This window comes from Pelagimonas phthalicica (assembly GCF_004364805.1).
Lineage (GTDB): Bacteria > Pseudomonadota > Alphaproteobacteria > Rhodobacterales > Rhodobacteraceae > Pelagimonas > Pelagimonas phthalicica.
In genome coordinates this window covers 463,290-478,331 of the sequence record NZ_SOAP01000003.1, presented here as the reverse complement: position 1 = coordinate 478,331, position 15,042 = coordinate 463,290, and the positions used below count along the sequence as shown (strand labels likewise).

Below are 15,042 nucleotides of genomic sequence, written 5' to 3'. Positions count from 1 at the left end.
CCAAGCATTTCAACGCGTTAGGTGATGCATTTTTGTGTCAAAAACCGTGTGAAACGCCAGAGCGCTAGCGTTTTGCGGAAAAAACCGCTACGCTGACAAAAAAACTGAGGCAGAACATAGGTCGAGGAGACCGAGCAGTGAAACACTCCCCTTCCCGGTGGGCGCGGTCTATCGCCCTGCTGGCCGCGGTGTCGATTCTGGCATCTTGCGGTCTTCCCCGCGTGGGTCCCAACAAGAAAGAGATTTTTGCCGGATCGGTTCAGCGCGAAGGCGATGCCTTTATCGTGTCGATCAATGACCGCGTGACGCGCGCCACGGCTGTTGTGCCTGCGCTTGGTTTCTCCAAAGAGTTCATCAACGCCAGCGCTTTGGGGTCGGATACAATCCGCCCTGGCGACACTCTGGGCCTGACGATTTGGGAAAACGTCGATGATGGTCTTTTGGCGGCAGAAACCGCCAATGCCACGATCCTGGAAGAGGTTCAGGTTGACGGCTCAGGCTTTATCTTTGTGCCCTATGCCGGGCGCATCAAGGCCGCTGGCAACACGCCAGAACGCATTCGCCAAATCATCACCGCCCGCCTCGAAGACCAAACCCCAGACCCGCAGGTCGAAGTGCGCCGTGCCGCTGGGGACGGATCAACTGTCAGCCTGATCGGTGCGGTCGGTGGGCAAGGTGTCTATGCCATCGAGCGTCCGACCCGTACGCTGACAACCATGCTGGCCCGCGCCGGTGGTGTGACCATCGAGCCGGAGATCGCGCAGGTCACCGTGCTGCGTGGCGGCCAAACCGGCAAGATCTGGTTCCAGGATCTCTATAAACATCCCGAATTCGACATCGCCCTGCGCGGTGGTGACCGCATTCTGGTTGAGGAAGACACCCGTGCCTTTACCGCGCTGGGTGCAACCGGCACCCAGGCCCGTGTTCCCTTTGAAAGCCAAAGCCTGAGCGCGGTTGAAGCGATTGCGCAGGTCGGTGGGCTTCTGTCCTCGGCGGCGGACCCGACCGGTGTCTTTGTCTTCCGCAACGAACCGGCGGAAATTGCCAATCAGGTTCTGGGCCGCAACGATCTGGTTGGGGCGCAGCGCTTGGTCTATGTGCTGAACCTGACCGAGCCAAACGGCATGTTCATGGCGCGTGACTTTGTTATCCGCGACCAGGACACGCTTTATGTGACCGAAGCGCCGTTCACCCAGTGGAACAAAACAATCTCTGCCCTGACAGGCACGCTGACCGCGGTTGGCACCGTCACCACGACGGCGACCACCTTGTCCGGGGGCTAAGCGCTTTGGCGCATATGGAAAATCAAGGCGCCGGGCAGACATCTCCCCGGCGTCTTTTCGTCTATAATGGCGGGTTTCTGACCCAATCCCGGGTTCGGCGCATGTTGCGCGGGGCGGGGTTTCGTCTGTCCTTGGGCCTGCCCAAAAGCGGCGATTTGGTGGGCGTTTGGGGGCAATCCCCGACTGCGCATCGTGGCGAAGCGATTGCCGCGCGGTATGATTGCCCGATCCTTCGCATCGAAGACGCTTTCTTGCGCTCGCTGCATCCCGGCCGCGCGGGTGAGCCGCCATTGGGGCTGATGATTGACGAGACGGGTTTGCATTTTGATCCCTCGCGCCCTTCCGATCTGGAAACTTTGCTCAAGACGCATCCGCTGGATGACGGGGCGCTGATGGCGCGGGCGCGCGCGGGCATGGCGCGGATGCAAAGTGCGCATCTGTCCAAATACAGCGCGCAAGACTTGGATGTGCCCGCCCCCAAGCCCGGCTATGTGCTGGTGGTCGATCAGACCGAAGGCGACGCCTCTGTCACCGCAAGCCAAGGGGATCGCGCACGCTTTCTGGAAATGCTCTTTGTCGCGCAAGAGGAAAACCCCGGTGCGCGCATTGTGATCAAGACCCACCCCGAGACACAGGCGGGCTTTCGCGGCGGCCATTACCGCAGCGCGGACGCCACCGGGTTGATCGAGATTTGCGACACACCGCTTTCACCCTGGCAACTGCTGGAAGGCGCAACGCGAGTCTATACGCTGAGTTCTCAAATGGGGTTCGAGGCGATCATTGCCGGGCATAAGCCGCGCGTGTTTGGCGGGCCGTTCTATGCTGGTTGGGGGCTGAGCGATGACGAAGAGGTCTTTGCCCGCCGCCGTCGCCCGCTATCGCGCGCACAATTGTTCGCGGCGGCGATGATCCTCTATCCGACCTGGTTCAACCCCTATTCCGGTGAAAACGGTCTGTTCGAAGACGCGCTTGGCGCGCTTGAGGCCACAACGCGCGCCTGGCGCGAAGATCACAAGGGCTGGGTTGCCAGCGGCATGCGGCTGTGGAAACGGCGCCCGTTGCAGAAATTCTTTGGCGCTCACCGCCCCGTTTTGTTTGAAGATGATCCCGCAAAGGTCGAAACCCTCACGCAAAAATCCGGTCACCGCGCCATGTGCTGGGCCAACAAGGCTGAGGGAGATGTCACGCGGGTCGAGGATGGTTTCCTGCGTTCGCGCGGATTGGGGGCGGAGTTGGTTCCACCTCTGTCTTTGGTGCTGGATGACGCCGGGATTTATTATAATCCAACAAAACCCTCGCAATTGGAGACCCTGATCCAGACCGCCGCCAAAGGGCTGCGACCTGACCAAATCGAACGATCCGAGCGGTTAATCCACAGGCTTACCGACAAAGGCTTGTCCAAATACAACCTATCCGGAGACATGCCCACATTGCCGCCCGGTCATCGCATTCTTGTCCCTGGGCAGGTTGAGGACGATGCGTCGATCCTGACCGGAAGCCCTGGGTTTCAAAGCAATGAAGAGTTGTTGAAACGCACGCGGGCGGCCAATCCTGATGCGGTGATCCTGTGGAAACCGCACCCGGATGTGCAGGCCGGGTTGCGCAAGGGGCAAGTAAACGCCCCCTTAACCTGGGCGGATAAGGTTTTGGAAAACTGCGATATTTCCGAAGTACTGCAATCGGTTGATGAGGTCTGGACGATGACCTCCTTGACCGGTTTCGAAGCGCTGCTGAGGAAATGCCGCGTTGTCACCTTTGGCGCGCCGTTTTACGCGGGCTGGGGCCTGACACGGGATCTGGGCAAGGTTCCCGCGCGCCGTTTGCAAGGGCCACGGCCAGACCTGACCGCCTTGGCGCACGCCGTTTTGATCGATTATCCGCGCTATTTCGACCCGGTCACCGGGCAGGCCTGCCCTGTTGAAACCGTGGTCGACAGGCTGGCCAACGGGCCTTTGCCCTCCCCCGGAGTGATCAACCGCAGCTTGTCAAAGCTGCAAGGACGACTGGCAAGCCATGCCAATCTATGGCGGCGTTAATGTAGTGTTAAAGCTTTCACAGCTACTGCCTGACAAGCTTTGATTTTTCCAAGTTTTCCACAGGTCAAATCAACCGGATCTGAATAGGTCAAACCCCGGACCTAACCCTAGGGAAATATACACCTTTTCAGATTGCTGCGTTGCGGCGCCACACGTGGCGCACATCCCGTCCATCCACCGTGACATCCACAAGCTCAAATCGCGGCGCATCGGCCAGTCGATCAACCCCCAAGGCCCCCAAACCGGGCTGCCCTTCGGCCCCCAAAGCCATGCCTGCGGAAAAGACCTGAAGCTCATCAACGAGGTCCGCCACGAGAAGAGACGCGGCCAACTGCCCGCCACCTTCGCAGAAAACGCGGGTCAAACCCGCCTGCCCCAAGGCCTGCAAGACCGAATGCGGATCAACGCGCCCCTGTGATAGGTGGCACGGGAACAGCTTGGCCCCAAGCCCCGTCCAGGCATCCCGCGTCTCTGGGCGCAAATCGGGGCCGTGACAGAGCCAAACGGGCACTTCTTTGGCCGTCTGGGCCAGATTTGACATCAGAGGCATATCGAGACGACGGGACACAACAACGCGGACCGGTTGCTGGACCGCCCCCATGTCGCGCACCGTCAAGGCCGGATTATCAGCGCGGGCGGTTCCACCGCCAACCATCACCGCGTCATGGCTGTTGCGCAGCGCATGCACGGCGCGACGTGCGGCTGGTCCGGTGATCCACTGACTTTCACCCGTTGCCGTGGCAATGCGCCCGTCCAGGCTCATTGCCAGTTTCAACGTCACCCAAGGTCGCCCCTGTTCGACCTTGAGAAAGAAACCCGCTAGATCATGCATCGCCTCTTGGGCCAGAATGCCGGTTGTGACCTCAACCCCGTTTTGGCGCAGCCGTTCAAACCCCTGCCCTGACACCCGAGGGTCGCTGTCAGCCAAAGCCGCCACAACGCGCGCGACCCCGGCTTCGATCAAGGCGTCACAACAAGGTGGTGTTTTTCCGTAATGGGAACAGGGCTCTAGCGTGACATAAGCCATGGCCCCCTTGGCCAGAGGGCCCGCCATGGCCAGGGCCTGAGGTTCCGCATGAGGCCGCCCCCCCGGCGCGGTCACACCACGCCCAACGATGCGGCCGTCTTTGACGATCACACAGCCAACAGATGGATTGGGCCAACACTTGCCCATCCCGCGACGGCCCAGGCTCAGCGCATGGGCCATGTGGCGTTGATCTTCATCGATCACTTACGGTCTCACTTGTCTCCGGGGACTTCGGGGCGCAGCTCAGACACGAACTTGTCGAAATCATCCGCCGCTTGGAAGTTCTTGTAAACGCTCGCAAAACGGACATATGCAACTGTGTCGATCCGCGCCAGCGTCTCCATGACAATTTCGCCAATCTGGGTCGAGGGAATGTCAGTCTCGCCCATGCTTTCCAGCCGCCTGACAATGCCCGAGATCATCTGATCAATGCGATCCGGCTCGATCGGGCGTTTTTGCAGCGAGATACGGATCGAGCGTTCCAGCTTGTCCCGATCAAAATCTTCGCGCCGGCCATTGGATTTGATCACAACCAGGTCGCGCAACTGCACGCGTTCATAAGTGGTAAAGCGCCCCCCGCAGGCCGGGCAATAGCGCCGACGCCGGATTGAGACGTGATCCTCGGCAGGCCGGGAATCTTTCACTTGCGTATCGATATTTCCACAAAATGGGCAGCGCATGGCGTCCCCCTCGTTCTTCTCTGCCTCAGGGTGCTTGCCCGCACCCCCTTTTCTTTTTTGATCGCGCGCCCGGCTGAAAAAGCCGCGAAACTGCTACACCGCGCTGTTTGGCATGGGGTTTGCCCCACTTATCCACAGCCACTATAGGCCAGCCTCCACAATTTGGGTAGGGGGGAAATGCAGCCGCTAGATGATGAGGACGAAAAAACGGGGAAAAGCCGTGAAATTTCCCCCTGACAACCGATTAGGTGCCGAGATGGGCAATAATTTCGCGGTGATGCGGGGCGTTCCGATGCTCAAACAGATAAATCCCCTGCCAGGTCCCAAGCGCCAGCGCGCCGTTGGTGACCGGGATCGACAAAGACACCGGCATCATGGCCGCCTTGATATGGGCGGGCATGTCATCAGGACCTTCATAGGTATGGGTCAGGTAAGACATCGACGGGTCGGTTGTCGGTGGTACGAGGCGATGAAAGAAGTTTTGCAGGTCTGTCTGCACTTCGGGATCGGCATTTTCCTGGATCAACAGGCTGGCCGAGGTGTGCCTGACAAAGAGCGTGAGCAAACCCGTTCCAGATACCCAAGACGTCACCTGATCGGTGAATTCATACAGTCCGGGTCCGTGAGTGGTGACCGTGAAACGGGTTTGCATGGGCGGGCTCCTGAAAATGGCCCGCCTATCTTGCTTGCGCTCTGGTTAAGCGCAAGGCGTTTAACTGCCTGCGGTCAGAACCGGCTTTGCGACCGGGGTCGTCTGGCTCAGCGCCGGGGCCGGGCTGGGCTGTGGCACCGCAAAGGAGACAGGTGTCGCCCCCAGCAGGTCAGCGGTTGTCAGATCCGGCCCGTGATGCGCCTGTGCGGCCAGGGGAGCGGTGAGGAGGAGAGTGGTAAGGATCAAGTGTTTCATGGAAGGGCTCCGTTTATGAACAACAGATGGGAGCCGCTTTGCAAACAACAATGCGCACGCGCGCAGAGGTGATGTGCGCCTAGTTCAGCTTCAAAGTCTCGTGAACGATATCAAAGAGGGTGACGGTTTCGGTTTGATGTTCAGGGGCTGCGATTTGGTTGTCAGATTGCGTCACAACCCAAACGTAGATCCCGGCGGCAGCCATGATGAGCACAGCCAAAACATAACTGATGACCCGTTGGTGAAGTAGCTTCCTGTCACGACAATACCCGCATCGCCCCCCGAACAGGCGCATATGGTGGCCGCAACTTTTGCAATGAAAGACGCGAATGGACATAATTGCCCCGAAATCTAAAACGTTTCCAGTTTACGTTGGAAACGCTGTGGAGGTCTGAAAAGTATATTTTGAGTAAATCTACTCTACATCGCGCGACTTTATGAGGGTGCGCCGATTGAATTAATCAAAAATTCACAAATCAAGCCACGCCGCGCTTACTATTTCATCGCGTCGCAAAAAGACCCACTCAAAAATTAAACAGGTTCTTGCCCATCTGGTCGATCATCTGCTGAGCCTTGCGGATCGAGGCCTCTTTGCATTCATCCAGATCGCGGATCATGTCGGCGCGGATCAGATCATGGGTCTTGGTTTCGCCATCCACATCCAGCTCGATCCGCGCGCCAATACGATATTGGCCGCCCTCATTGACTGGCGTCGGTGTGATGCGAAAGCCGTTATAGTCGATGGTTTCGACGGCGGGTTCAGGTTTTGAACCGCCGCCAAAGAGTTTTGAAAGCCAAGACATGGCTTACTGATCCAGGAAGCTGCGCAGCTTGCGCGAGCGCGATGGGTGCTTGAGCTTGCGCAGCGCCTTCGCCTCGATCTGACGGATCCGTTCGCGGGTCACGCTGAACTGCTGGCCGACCTCTTCCAGCGTGTGGTCGGTGTTCATGCCGATGCCGAAACGCATCCGCAAAACACGTTCCTCACGCGGGGTGAGCGAGGACAGCACGCGGGTCGTGGTTTCTTTGAGGTTTTCCTGAATAGCGCTGTCCAAAGGCAGCACGGCATTCTTGTCCTCGATGAAATCGCCCAGTTGGCTGTCTTCTTCGTCGCCAATCGGGGTTTCCAGCGAAATCGGTTCCTTGGCGATTTTCATCACCTTGCGGACCTTTTCCAGCGGCATTTGCAGCTTTTCTGCCAATTCCTCTGGCGTCGGTTCGCGACCAATCTCGTGCAGCATCTGACGACCGGTGCGCACCAACTTGTTGATCGTTTCGATCATATGCACCGGAATACGGATGGTACGCGCCTGATCGGCAATCGAGCGGGTGATCGCCTGACGGATCCACCAGGTCGCATAGGTCGAGAATTTGTAGCCGCGGCGATATTCGAACTTATCAACCGCCTTCATCAGACCAATGTTGCCTTCCTGAATGAGGTCCAGGAATTGCAAGCCGCGGTTGGTGTATTTCTTGGCGATCGAGATAACCAGACGCAGGTTCGCCTCGACCATTTCTTTCTTGGCCTGACGGGCTTCTTTTTCGCCTTTCTGAACCTGCTGCACGATGCGGCGGAATTCAGAGATGTCCAGACCAACATATTGACCGACCTGGGCCATATCGTTGCGCAGACCTTCGACCTTGTCGGTCGAGCGTTCGATGAACATCTGCCAGCCACGACCGGGCTTTTCGGCCATACGCTCCATCCAGTTCGGATCAAGCTCGTGCCCACGGTATTCTTCGACGAATTCACGGCGGTTGATGCGCGCCTGATCCGCCAGTTTCACCATGGCACTGTCGATGGACATGATGCGCTTGTTGATGCCGTAAAGCTGGTCAATCAGCGCCTCGATACGGTTGTTATGCAGGTGAAGCTCGTTCACCAGTTCAACAATCTCGGAACGCAGCTTTTGGTAACGGGCCTCATCAGCGGCACCAAAGCTGTCATCCTCGTTCAGGGTCGCCGAAATCCGGCTGTCCTGCATTTCGGCCAGTTCTTCGTAATCCTGCGCGATGCGGTCCAGCGTCTCGAGCACGGTCGGCTTGAGCGCGGTTTCCATCGCGGCCAAGGACATGTTGGCCTGTTCGTCATCGTCATCATCGTCGTCGTCTTTGGCAATCGGGTTGCCATCAGCGTCGAGCTCTTGTGTCTCTTCTTTGGGCTTGGGAGCCTCACCACCCGCTGCCGGGGCCACCACCGGTTCGTCAATCTCGCCATCTTCGTTCATCTGGCCAGAAAAGGTGGTTTCAAGATCGATCACATCGCGCAGCAGAATATCTTCGGACAGAAGTTCCTCGCGCCAGATGGTGATCGCCTGAAAGGTCAGCGGGCTTTCGCAGAGCCCGGCAATCATGGTGTTGCGACCGGCCTCGATACGTTTAGCAATCGCAATCTCACCCTCGCGGCTGAGCAGTTCAACACTGCCCATTTCGCGCAGATACATGCGCACCGGATCGTCGGTACGATCCAATTTTTCCTGCGTGCCTGAGGCCAGCGTGACTTCGCCGGGCTTTTTGGTTTCGACCAGATCGGTCGATCCCTTATCCTCTTCTTCCGGCTCTTCGTCGTCTTCGGTGACCTGGATGCCCATTTCGGACAGCATAGACATCACATCTTCGATCTGGTCCGAACTAACCTGATCGGGCGGCAGCACCTGGTTGAGCTGGTCATAGGTGATGTAACCACGCTCGCGCGCTTCTGCGATCATCTTCTTGACCGCAGCCTGGCTCATGTCGAGGCTGACATCCTCTTCATTGCGCTCGGATTTGGCGTCTTCGTTGTCCTTGGCGGCCATGAACGTCTCCTGATCGGAAGGGCTGGCGATTCGTTTAGCGCGAATCAATAGCGCGTTAAAGCGATTCGCACACCCGTCTACCCCTATTTCTTTACTGTTTCCTCACCAAAGACAACTCAGCCCCGCCCTTTATCGAATCGAATGGTCGATAGCAGCGAATCAAGCGCACTGCGTTCTTCCTTGTCGATCGGAGCGCCATTGGGGCCAACATCGTAATCGGCACTGTTCTCTTCACCTTGTTTTCCGGCTTGCGCACGTACTTTAGCTGCTTCGGCAAGTCGCCAGGTCAAGGCCTCATCAGCCTGATCCACCAGATCTTCTTGCGCTTCGGCCAATTCTGCGTGCCATCCGTGCAACGCGTCCAGCTTTGCCAGTTCTTCGGCCACCGTCTGTCGGGCCATATCGGGGTTTCCGGGGCTGCGGATGCAAGGCACAACTGCCACATGGCGCGCCTTTAGCAAGGTTTCAAGGGCCTCAGGCCCGATTGCCCCCTCAACCCGATCCCGCAGGACAGATTCATTGCCGATATTGCGCAGAATTACATCCCGGATCAGGGCGTGATCGGGATCGCGGCAGGTCATCATCTCCAGCTGCGTATCAAACTCTTCGGCGATTTCGGGCGCTGTGACGATGGCCGCCAGAATGACGGTTTCGCGCAAAGACGCCTCGATATCCTCCTGCGCCGCCGCCAAGAGCGAGGCCTTGGCGCCCGGTGTGGGCGGTGGCGGGGCTTTCCAATCGCGCCGGGGTGACCAGTTTGACCGGCTTTTGCCGCCTTGTGGGGCCTCACCTCGGCCTCCGCGCCCAGCTCGGAACAGATCATAGCGCAGGTCTTTGATCTCATCGCCATAATGGCGGCGCAGATCCGGGTCCTGGATCTTGGAAATCCGAGCGCGCAATTGCTTGTCCAGCGCCGCCTTGCGCTCGGGACTGTCAAAGACCTTGCCCTCGGTCTCATTCTGCCACAGCAGCCGCACCATCGGCATAGCCTCGTCCAGAACCTTTTGCACCGCCTCCGGCCCGCCAGAGCGCACCAGGTCATCCGGGTCCTTGCCCTCGGGCATGATGGCAAAGCGCAGCCCTTTGCCCGCCTCAAGCAGCGGCAGGGCCAGGTCGATCACCCGGTAGGCAGCGCGCAGACCCGCTTTATCCCCGTCCAGCGCAATCAACGGCTCGGGCGACATGCGCCACATAAGGTGCATTTGCGGCTCGGTTACAGCGGTGCCAAGCGGGGCCACCGCCGCGCCAAAACCAGCCTCGGACAGGGCGATCACATCCATATAGCCCTCTGCCACCACCAAGGGCTGGCCGCGCCCCGCCGCCTCGCGCGCGGCGCGCATATTGTAAAGATTGCGCGACTTATCAAACAGTTCCGTCTCGGGGCTGTTCAGGTATTTGGCGTGATCATCCGGGTCCATCGCCCGCCCGCCAAAGGCAATCGCCTTGCCGCGTGCATCGCGGATCGGGAACATGATGCGGTTGCGAAACACATCATAAGGCGCGCGCCCCTTGTCGGATTTCTTGACCAGCCCGCAAGCCAGCATCAGGTCCTCGCCAATCCCCTTGGCCTTGAGATGTTCGCGCAGATTTTCCCAGCCCGCCGGGGCAAAGCCAATCTCAAACCGGTCCAAAGCGTCCTGGCTCAGCCCGCGCTTGTTCAAATAACCCCGCGCCTCGCCCCCGGCCCCGGCCTTCAGCTGCAGGCGGAAAAACTGCACCGCCTGCTCCATCACATCGCTCAGGATCGTGCGGCGGTCGGCCTTTTCCTTGGCGCGCGGATCGGCTTTGGGCATCTCCATCCCGGCCTCGGTCGCCAGAATTTCGATCGCCTCCATAAAGCTCACATTCTCGGTTTCCCGCACAAAGGAAATCGCATCCCCCTTGGCGTGACAGCCAAAGCAGTAATAATACCCTTTACGGTCATCCACATGAAAAGACGCTGTTTTTTCATGGTGAAAGGGGCACGGAGCCCAAAGGTCACCCTTGCCCTGATTGGACTTGCGCTGATCCCACATCAGTTTGCGCCCTGCCACCTGGGCAAGGCTGGTGCGATTGCGCAATTCGTCGAGAAATCCGGGGGGCAGGCTCATTACGCGTTTGTATCGCGATTCCAAACCCCGCCACAAGGGCCGCCGTTCACGTGACGCACTCCCTCGCAACGCGCGCCAGCCCGAGCCCATCTGCCAGGGCAGATGGGCGAGACATCAAGCGTGCCGTCAGGCACATAATGTAACAGCGGGTCCCTGACAGGGATGCCTTACATCGCTTCACATTGCGCTTTGTAAGCCTTGCCAACCTCATCGGTCAGTTGTTCTTCGGGCAGGCTATAAACCCAATCCGCCAGCATTTCGCCTGCGGTTTTATCCAGCGATTTGACCAGCTCACGCCGCGCTTTGCCCTTGCGTACCCCGTCAACACGGCCATTCACGACCTCCATCACCAAGGCCGCCTGCGCCGCGCAATCCGGTTTTGCCGCGCTATCGGCCTGCGCCATCGGGGCAAAACACACACATCCCATCAGAAAAACTCGCAACATCTCAGGCCCTTTCGCGTTTTGTCCGGCCAAGGATTAAGGCAAAGCCGCCCGCGCGGCAACCAGCTCTGCCGCCGCCGTCACCTCATGCCACAGGCTCGCCGCCATGGAGCGGAACGCCATGATCTCAAACCCATCCGCCGCCACGCGCGTCAGAGACACGTTGATATGCCCCAAGGGGCAACGCGCTGTGTGCCCAACCGGAAAGGCCCTGAGATGCAGATCAACCGGGCAAAGCCGCGCCAAAACATCCTCTGCCGCCGCCCCGACCGCCGACACAGAACACCAAGCATCGCTTTGATCTGTGATCAAAGCCAACTCAGCCAGAGTTTCATCCGGGGTCGCAGCGATCAGCAATGCCTGACGATGGCCAAACCAGACACAGCGCGCCTGGCCCTTTTGCAAAACCTGCCCCGGTTCTGGAAACCCAAACCCATAGGCGAGCTCCATCGCCTCGGACAGCTTTGCATCCACCCCCGCAAAAGGCGCAATCGCACTCAGCTTGCTGCCCTCGACCTCTTGCAATCGCACGGCCCCGATCTGCACCGCGCTTTGCCCACCCAAGGCGGATTTCGCTTTAAGTTCAACCACGCAGCCGCCCTCCTTCAGGATCAAACGCCACCGGATCGGTTACTTCACAGCGCATATCAACACCGCGCAGATGGTCGACCAGACGCAACACCTCACCATGACGCGCACGCCCATTCCTGACCAAGGCCAGCGCCCGAACCTCGCCCAAAGTTGGCGAAAAACAGGTTGAGGTGACATAGCCCTGATCATTCTCGCGCACCGGTTCGGCCCCATCGTCAAACAGATGCGCCCCGGCGGGCATTTCCTTGATCGCGCTCACGGGTCGCAGCCCGACCAATTGCTGGCGTCCCTCACCGACAAGGCCGGGACGCGCCGCCATCACCTTGCCAATGCAGTCCTTTTTCGGCGAGATCATGCGGCCATAGCCCAGATCAAACGCCGTCGCCGTACCGTTGATTTCCGCATGGGTGACAAAGCCTTTTTCGATGCGCAGCACATTCAGCGCTTCCATCCCATAGGCCCCGCCGCCGCGCTCCTCTGCAAGTGCCACCAAGTGGTCAAACAGGCTAGCCCCGTAACGCGCCGGAACCGCGATTTCATAGGCATGTTCACCCGAGAACGAGATCCGGAACAGCCGCGCGGCAATGCCGCCGACCGTCACCGACACACAGCCCATATAAGGCAGGCTGGCATCATCGATGGGCGCATCCAAAAGCGCATTCAAAAGATCGCGCGATTTTGGCCCGGCCACGGCAAATTGCGCCCATTGCTCGGTTGCCGAGACAAAGCGCATTTGCAATTTGTTGCAGAAAGCCTGCTGCGCCCAATCCAGATGGGTCATCACCTGCCCCGCCGCTGCGGTGGTGGTGGTCATCAGCCAGGTGTTATCATCCAGACGCGCGCAGGTGCCATCATCCATGACAGTGCCATCCTCGCGCAGCATCAGGCCATAGCGCACCTTGCCCGGTTTCAGACTGCTGAACCCGTTCACATAGATAAAATCCAGGAATTGCCCGACATCCGGCCCCTGCAGCTCGATCTTGCCCAGGGTCGAGACATCGCAGATCCCCACATGCTCGCGCACCATCGCAACCTCGCGATCACAGCTTTGCCGCCAGGTCTTTTCGCCGTCTCGCGGCACATAGCTGGGGCGATACCATAGCCCGGCTTCGATCATCGGCGCTTTGGCCGAGACGCTGGCATCATGCGAGGTTGTGAACCGTTCAGGCGCATAGCCCTTGCCTTCGGCCCCTGCCCCAATGGCTGCGATGGAAACCGGAACAAAGGGCGGGCGGTAGGTTGTGGTGCCGGTTTCCGGAATGTCGCGCCCGGTGGCATCCGCCAGAACCGCCAAGGCCCCGATATTGGAGTTCTTACCCTGATCCGGAGCCATGCCTTGGGTCGTGTAGCGCTTCATGTGCTCGACCGAGCGGAAATTTTCCTGCGCAGCCTGCGTCACATCTTTGACCGTCACATCGTTCTGGAAATCCAGCCAAGCCCGCCCTTTACCCGGCACTGTCCAGAGCCGACGCAGGCGATAAGGCGCATCTTCAGCCTCCGGCACCTGAGGCACCTCCGCGACAAAGCCCAGCGCGCTGGCCGCCACCTGACCGGCCTCGGCCCCGTCTTGCAGGCAGGCCGCTGTTGAAAACCGCCCGCGCGCAGCACCGGCGACAGACATGCCGGGAACGGCATCTTTGCCGGGCACAAAAGCGGCGATCCCGTCATCCCACACCGGCCGCGTGTTCATATGGCAGCTGAGATGCACCGAGGGGTTCCATCCACCCGACACGCCCAACCCCTGCACCTGCAAACGTTCAACCTTACCATTCGGCAAACGGATCTGGATCGCCTCCAACCCCTGCCGCCCAAAAGCGCGCGACACCTGCGCCCCGGCATAGTAGGGCACGTCGCCCGCCAGATTGGGGGCGTCGGCGCGGCTGTCGATCAGGGCGGCCACATGCACTCCGGCCTCTTGCAAATCACGCGCTGTTCGATGGGCGTTGTCATTATTTCCGAACACGGCCAAGGCTTTGCCCGGAACCACGCCCCACCTGTTGAGATAGGCGCGCATGGCACCCGCCATCATCACGCCGGGGCGGTCATTGTCGCGAAATGCAATCGGGCGCTCCAACGCTCCGGCGCAAAGCACCGCGCGTTTGGCATGAATGCGCCAGAAGCATTCCACGGGCGCACCCTTGGGGTCGCCCACGTGATGCGCGACCCGCTCCAACGCACCATAGGTGCCCTGATCATAGGCCCCGGTGACGCTGCACCGGGTCATGACGCGGACATTCTCCATGTCACGCAGCTGCTGTTCCAGCGCCGCCGCCCAATCCGCGCCGGGCTGCCCATCGACCTCTTCGACCTCAGCCAAGAGCCGACCGCCACAGGCGCGATCCTCTTCACACAGGATCACCTGCGCCCCGGAACGCGCCGCTGCAAGCGCCGCCATCAGGCCCGCAGCCCCGCCACCGATCACCAAGACGTCACAAAAGGCAAAGGCCTTTTCGTGTTTGTCCCCAGGTGCTTCCCCAGACAGCGCACCAATCCCGGCGGCGCGGCGGATCACCGGTTCGTACAGCTTTTCCCAAAACGCCTTGGGCCACATGAAGGTCTTGTAATAAAATCCAGCCCCCAGAAACGGCGCGGCTAGGTCGTTGATCCCCATCACGTCAAACCCGAGCGACGGCCAGCGGTTCTGGCTGCGCGCCTCTAACCCGTCATAAAGCTCTTGCGTGGTGGCGCGGATATTCGGGTCTTGCCGCGCGCCACTGCCGATGGTGACCAGCGCGTTGGGTTCCTCGGACCCGGCGGTCGTCACGCCGCGCGGGCGGTGATATTTGAAACTGCGCCCCATCAGGCGCACCCCGTCCGCCATCAGGGCCGAGGCAAGCGTATCGCCCTCAAACCCGGTATGCGTATGCCCATCAAAGGTAAAACGTAGCGGCGCGCCGCGATCAATCCGCCCCTTGCCCTCAACCCGCATCGCGTGCCTCCACCAATTCGACTGCGTGAACGGCGTGTGTCACCGTATCGCGTGTCACAACCAACCAAGCCCCACAGCCGCAGCCGTGATGCCACAGATCGCGGGTCACTCCCGCCGGGTTATCGCGCAAATGCAGATAGGCATGCCACGCCTCTGGCCCGGCTTCGGGATCAGGACGATCCAGCATCGAGGCCGCGCCCTGATAGGTGAATTCCCGGATATCACGCTCACCGCAATTGGGGCAGGTCAGTCTCATGTCAC

At 59.7% G+C, this 15,042-nt stretch carries 14 protein-coding genes; 2 read left to right on the top strand and 12 right to left on the bottom strand.

The features are described 5' to 3' along the window. The first annotated feature begins 137 nt into the window (after positions 1 to 137). Both CLV87_RS20455 and CLV87_RS20450 read left to right on the top strand, forming a co-directional pair. Entirely contained in the window at positions 138 to 1,283 is a 1,146-nt protein-coding gene (locus CLV87_RS20455) for a polysaccharide biosynthesis/export family protein (protein ID WP_099249193.1), read from the top strand. Positions 1,284 to 1,297: 14 nt separating this feature from the next. After that, positions 1,298 to 3,319: a capsular polysaccharide biosynthesis protein gene (locus CLV87_RS20450; protein WP_099249191.1), complete on the top strand. Its 2,022-nt coding sequence runs from the start codon at positions 1,298 to 1,300 to the stop codon at positions 3,317 to 3,319. A 127-nt stretch (positions 3,320 to 3,446) separates the two neighbouring features. On the opposite strand, the gene ribD is transcribed toward CLV87_RS20450, so the two are convergent. The 12 genes from ribD to CLV87_RS20395 all read right to left on the bottom strand — a co-directional run bounded on the left by ribD (position 3,447) and on the right by CLV87_RS20395 (position 15,037). Then, positions 3,447 to 4,547 (bottom strand): bifunctional diaminohydroxyphosphoribosylaminopyrimidine deaminase/5-amino-6-(5-phosphoribosylamino)uracil reductase RibD, encoded by a 1,101-nt coding sequence (gene ribD, locus CLV87_RS20445; protein WP_370739657.1) that lies wholly within the window; start codon positions 4,545 to 4,547, stop codon positions 3,447 to 3,449. Positions 4,548 to 4,558: 11 nt separating this feature from the next. Then, positions 4,559 to 5,026 carry a transcriptional regulator NrdR gene (gene nrdR, locus CLV87_RS20440; protein WP_099249189.1) on the bottom strand — a complete coding sequence of 156 codons (468 nt, stop codon included), beginning with the start codon at positions 5,024 to 5,026 and terminating at the stop codon, positions 4,559 to 4,561. Positions 5,027 to 5,270: 244 nt separating this feature from the next. Beyond that, the gene (locus CLV87_RS20435) at positions 5,271 to 5,678 is read right to left on the bottom strand and encodes a secondary thiamine-phosphate synthase enzyme YjbQ (RefSeq protein ID WP_099249187.1); all 408 of its coding nucleotides are present in this window, start codon (positions 5,676 to 5,678) and stop codon (positions 5,271 to 5,273) included. Positions 5,679 to 5,738: 60 nt separating this feature from the next. Further along, positions 5,739 to 5,933: a hypothetical protein gene (locus tag CLV87_RS20430; protein ID WP_099249185.1), complete on the bottom strand. Its 195-nt coding sequence runs from the start codon at positions 5,931 to 5,933 to the stop codon at positions 5,739 to 5,741. A 79-nt stretch (positions 5,934 to 6,012) separates the two neighbouring features. Beyond that, a complete protein-coding gene (locus CLV87_RS23970) occupies positions 6,013 to 6,153 on the bottom strand; it encodes a hypothetical protein (RefSeq protein WP_166652810.1) in 141 nt (46 codons plus the stop codon). Between the two features lie 304 nt (positions 6,154 to 6,457). After that, positions 6,458 to 6,736 (bottom strand): HlyU family transcriptional regulator, encoded by a 279-nt coding sequence (locus tag CLV87_RS20425; protein ID WP_099249183.1) that lies wholly within the window; start codon positions 6,734 to 6,736, stop codon positions 6,458 to 6,460. 3 nt (positions 6,737 to 6,739) lie between these two features. Continuing rightward, positions 6,740 to 8,728, bottom strand: coding sequence for an RNA polymerase sigma factor RpoD (rpoD, locus tag CLV87_RS20420; RefSeq protein ID WP_099249181.1), 1,989 nt, complete (start codon positions 8,726 to 8,728; stop codon positions 6,740 to 6,742). Positions 8,729 to 8,844: 116 nt separating this feature from the next. Beyond that, positions 8,845 to 10,818, bottom strand: coding sequence for a DNA primase (gene dnaG, locus CLV87_RS20415; RefSeq protein ID WP_099249179.1), 1,974 nt, complete (start codon positions 10,816 to 10,818; stop codon positions 8,845 to 8,847). A 167-nt stretch (positions 10,819 to 10,985) separates the two neighbouring features. Continuing rightward, the gene (locus CLV87_RS20410) at positions 10,986 to 11,264 is read right to left on the bottom strand and encodes a hypothetical protein (protein ID WP_099249177.1); all 279 of its coding nucleotides are present in this window, start codon (positions 11,262 to 11,264) and stop codon (positions 10,986 to 10,988) included. A gap of 33 nt (positions 11,265 to 11,297) precedes the next feature. Further along, the gene (locus tag CLV87_RS20405) at positions 11,298 to 11,852 is read right to left on the bottom strand and encodes a sarcosine oxidase subunit gamma (RefSeq protein ID WP_133840859.1); all 555 of its coding nucleotides are present in this window, start codon (positions 11,850 to 11,852) and stop codon (positions 11,298 to 11,300) included. Next, positions 11,845 to 14,781 (bottom strand): sarcosine oxidase subunit alpha family protein, encoded by a 2,937-nt coding sequence (locus tag CLV87_RS20400; protein ID WP_099249173.1) that lies wholly within the window; start codon positions 14,779 to 14,781, stop codon positions 11,845 to 11,847. The genes CLV87_RS20405 and CLV87_RS20400 overlap by 8 nt, the downstream gene beginning before the upstream one ends. After that, the gene (locus tag CLV87_RS20395) at positions 14,771 to 15,037 is read right to left on the bottom strand and encodes a sarcosine oxidase subunit delta (protein ID WP_099249171.1); all 267 of its coding nucleotides are present in this window, start codon (positions 15,035 to 15,037) and stop codon (positions 14,771 to 14,773) included. Before CLV87_RS20395 ends, CLV87_RS20400 begins: the two co-directional genes overlap by 11 nt. Positions 15,038 to 15,042 lie beyond the last annotated feature (5 nt).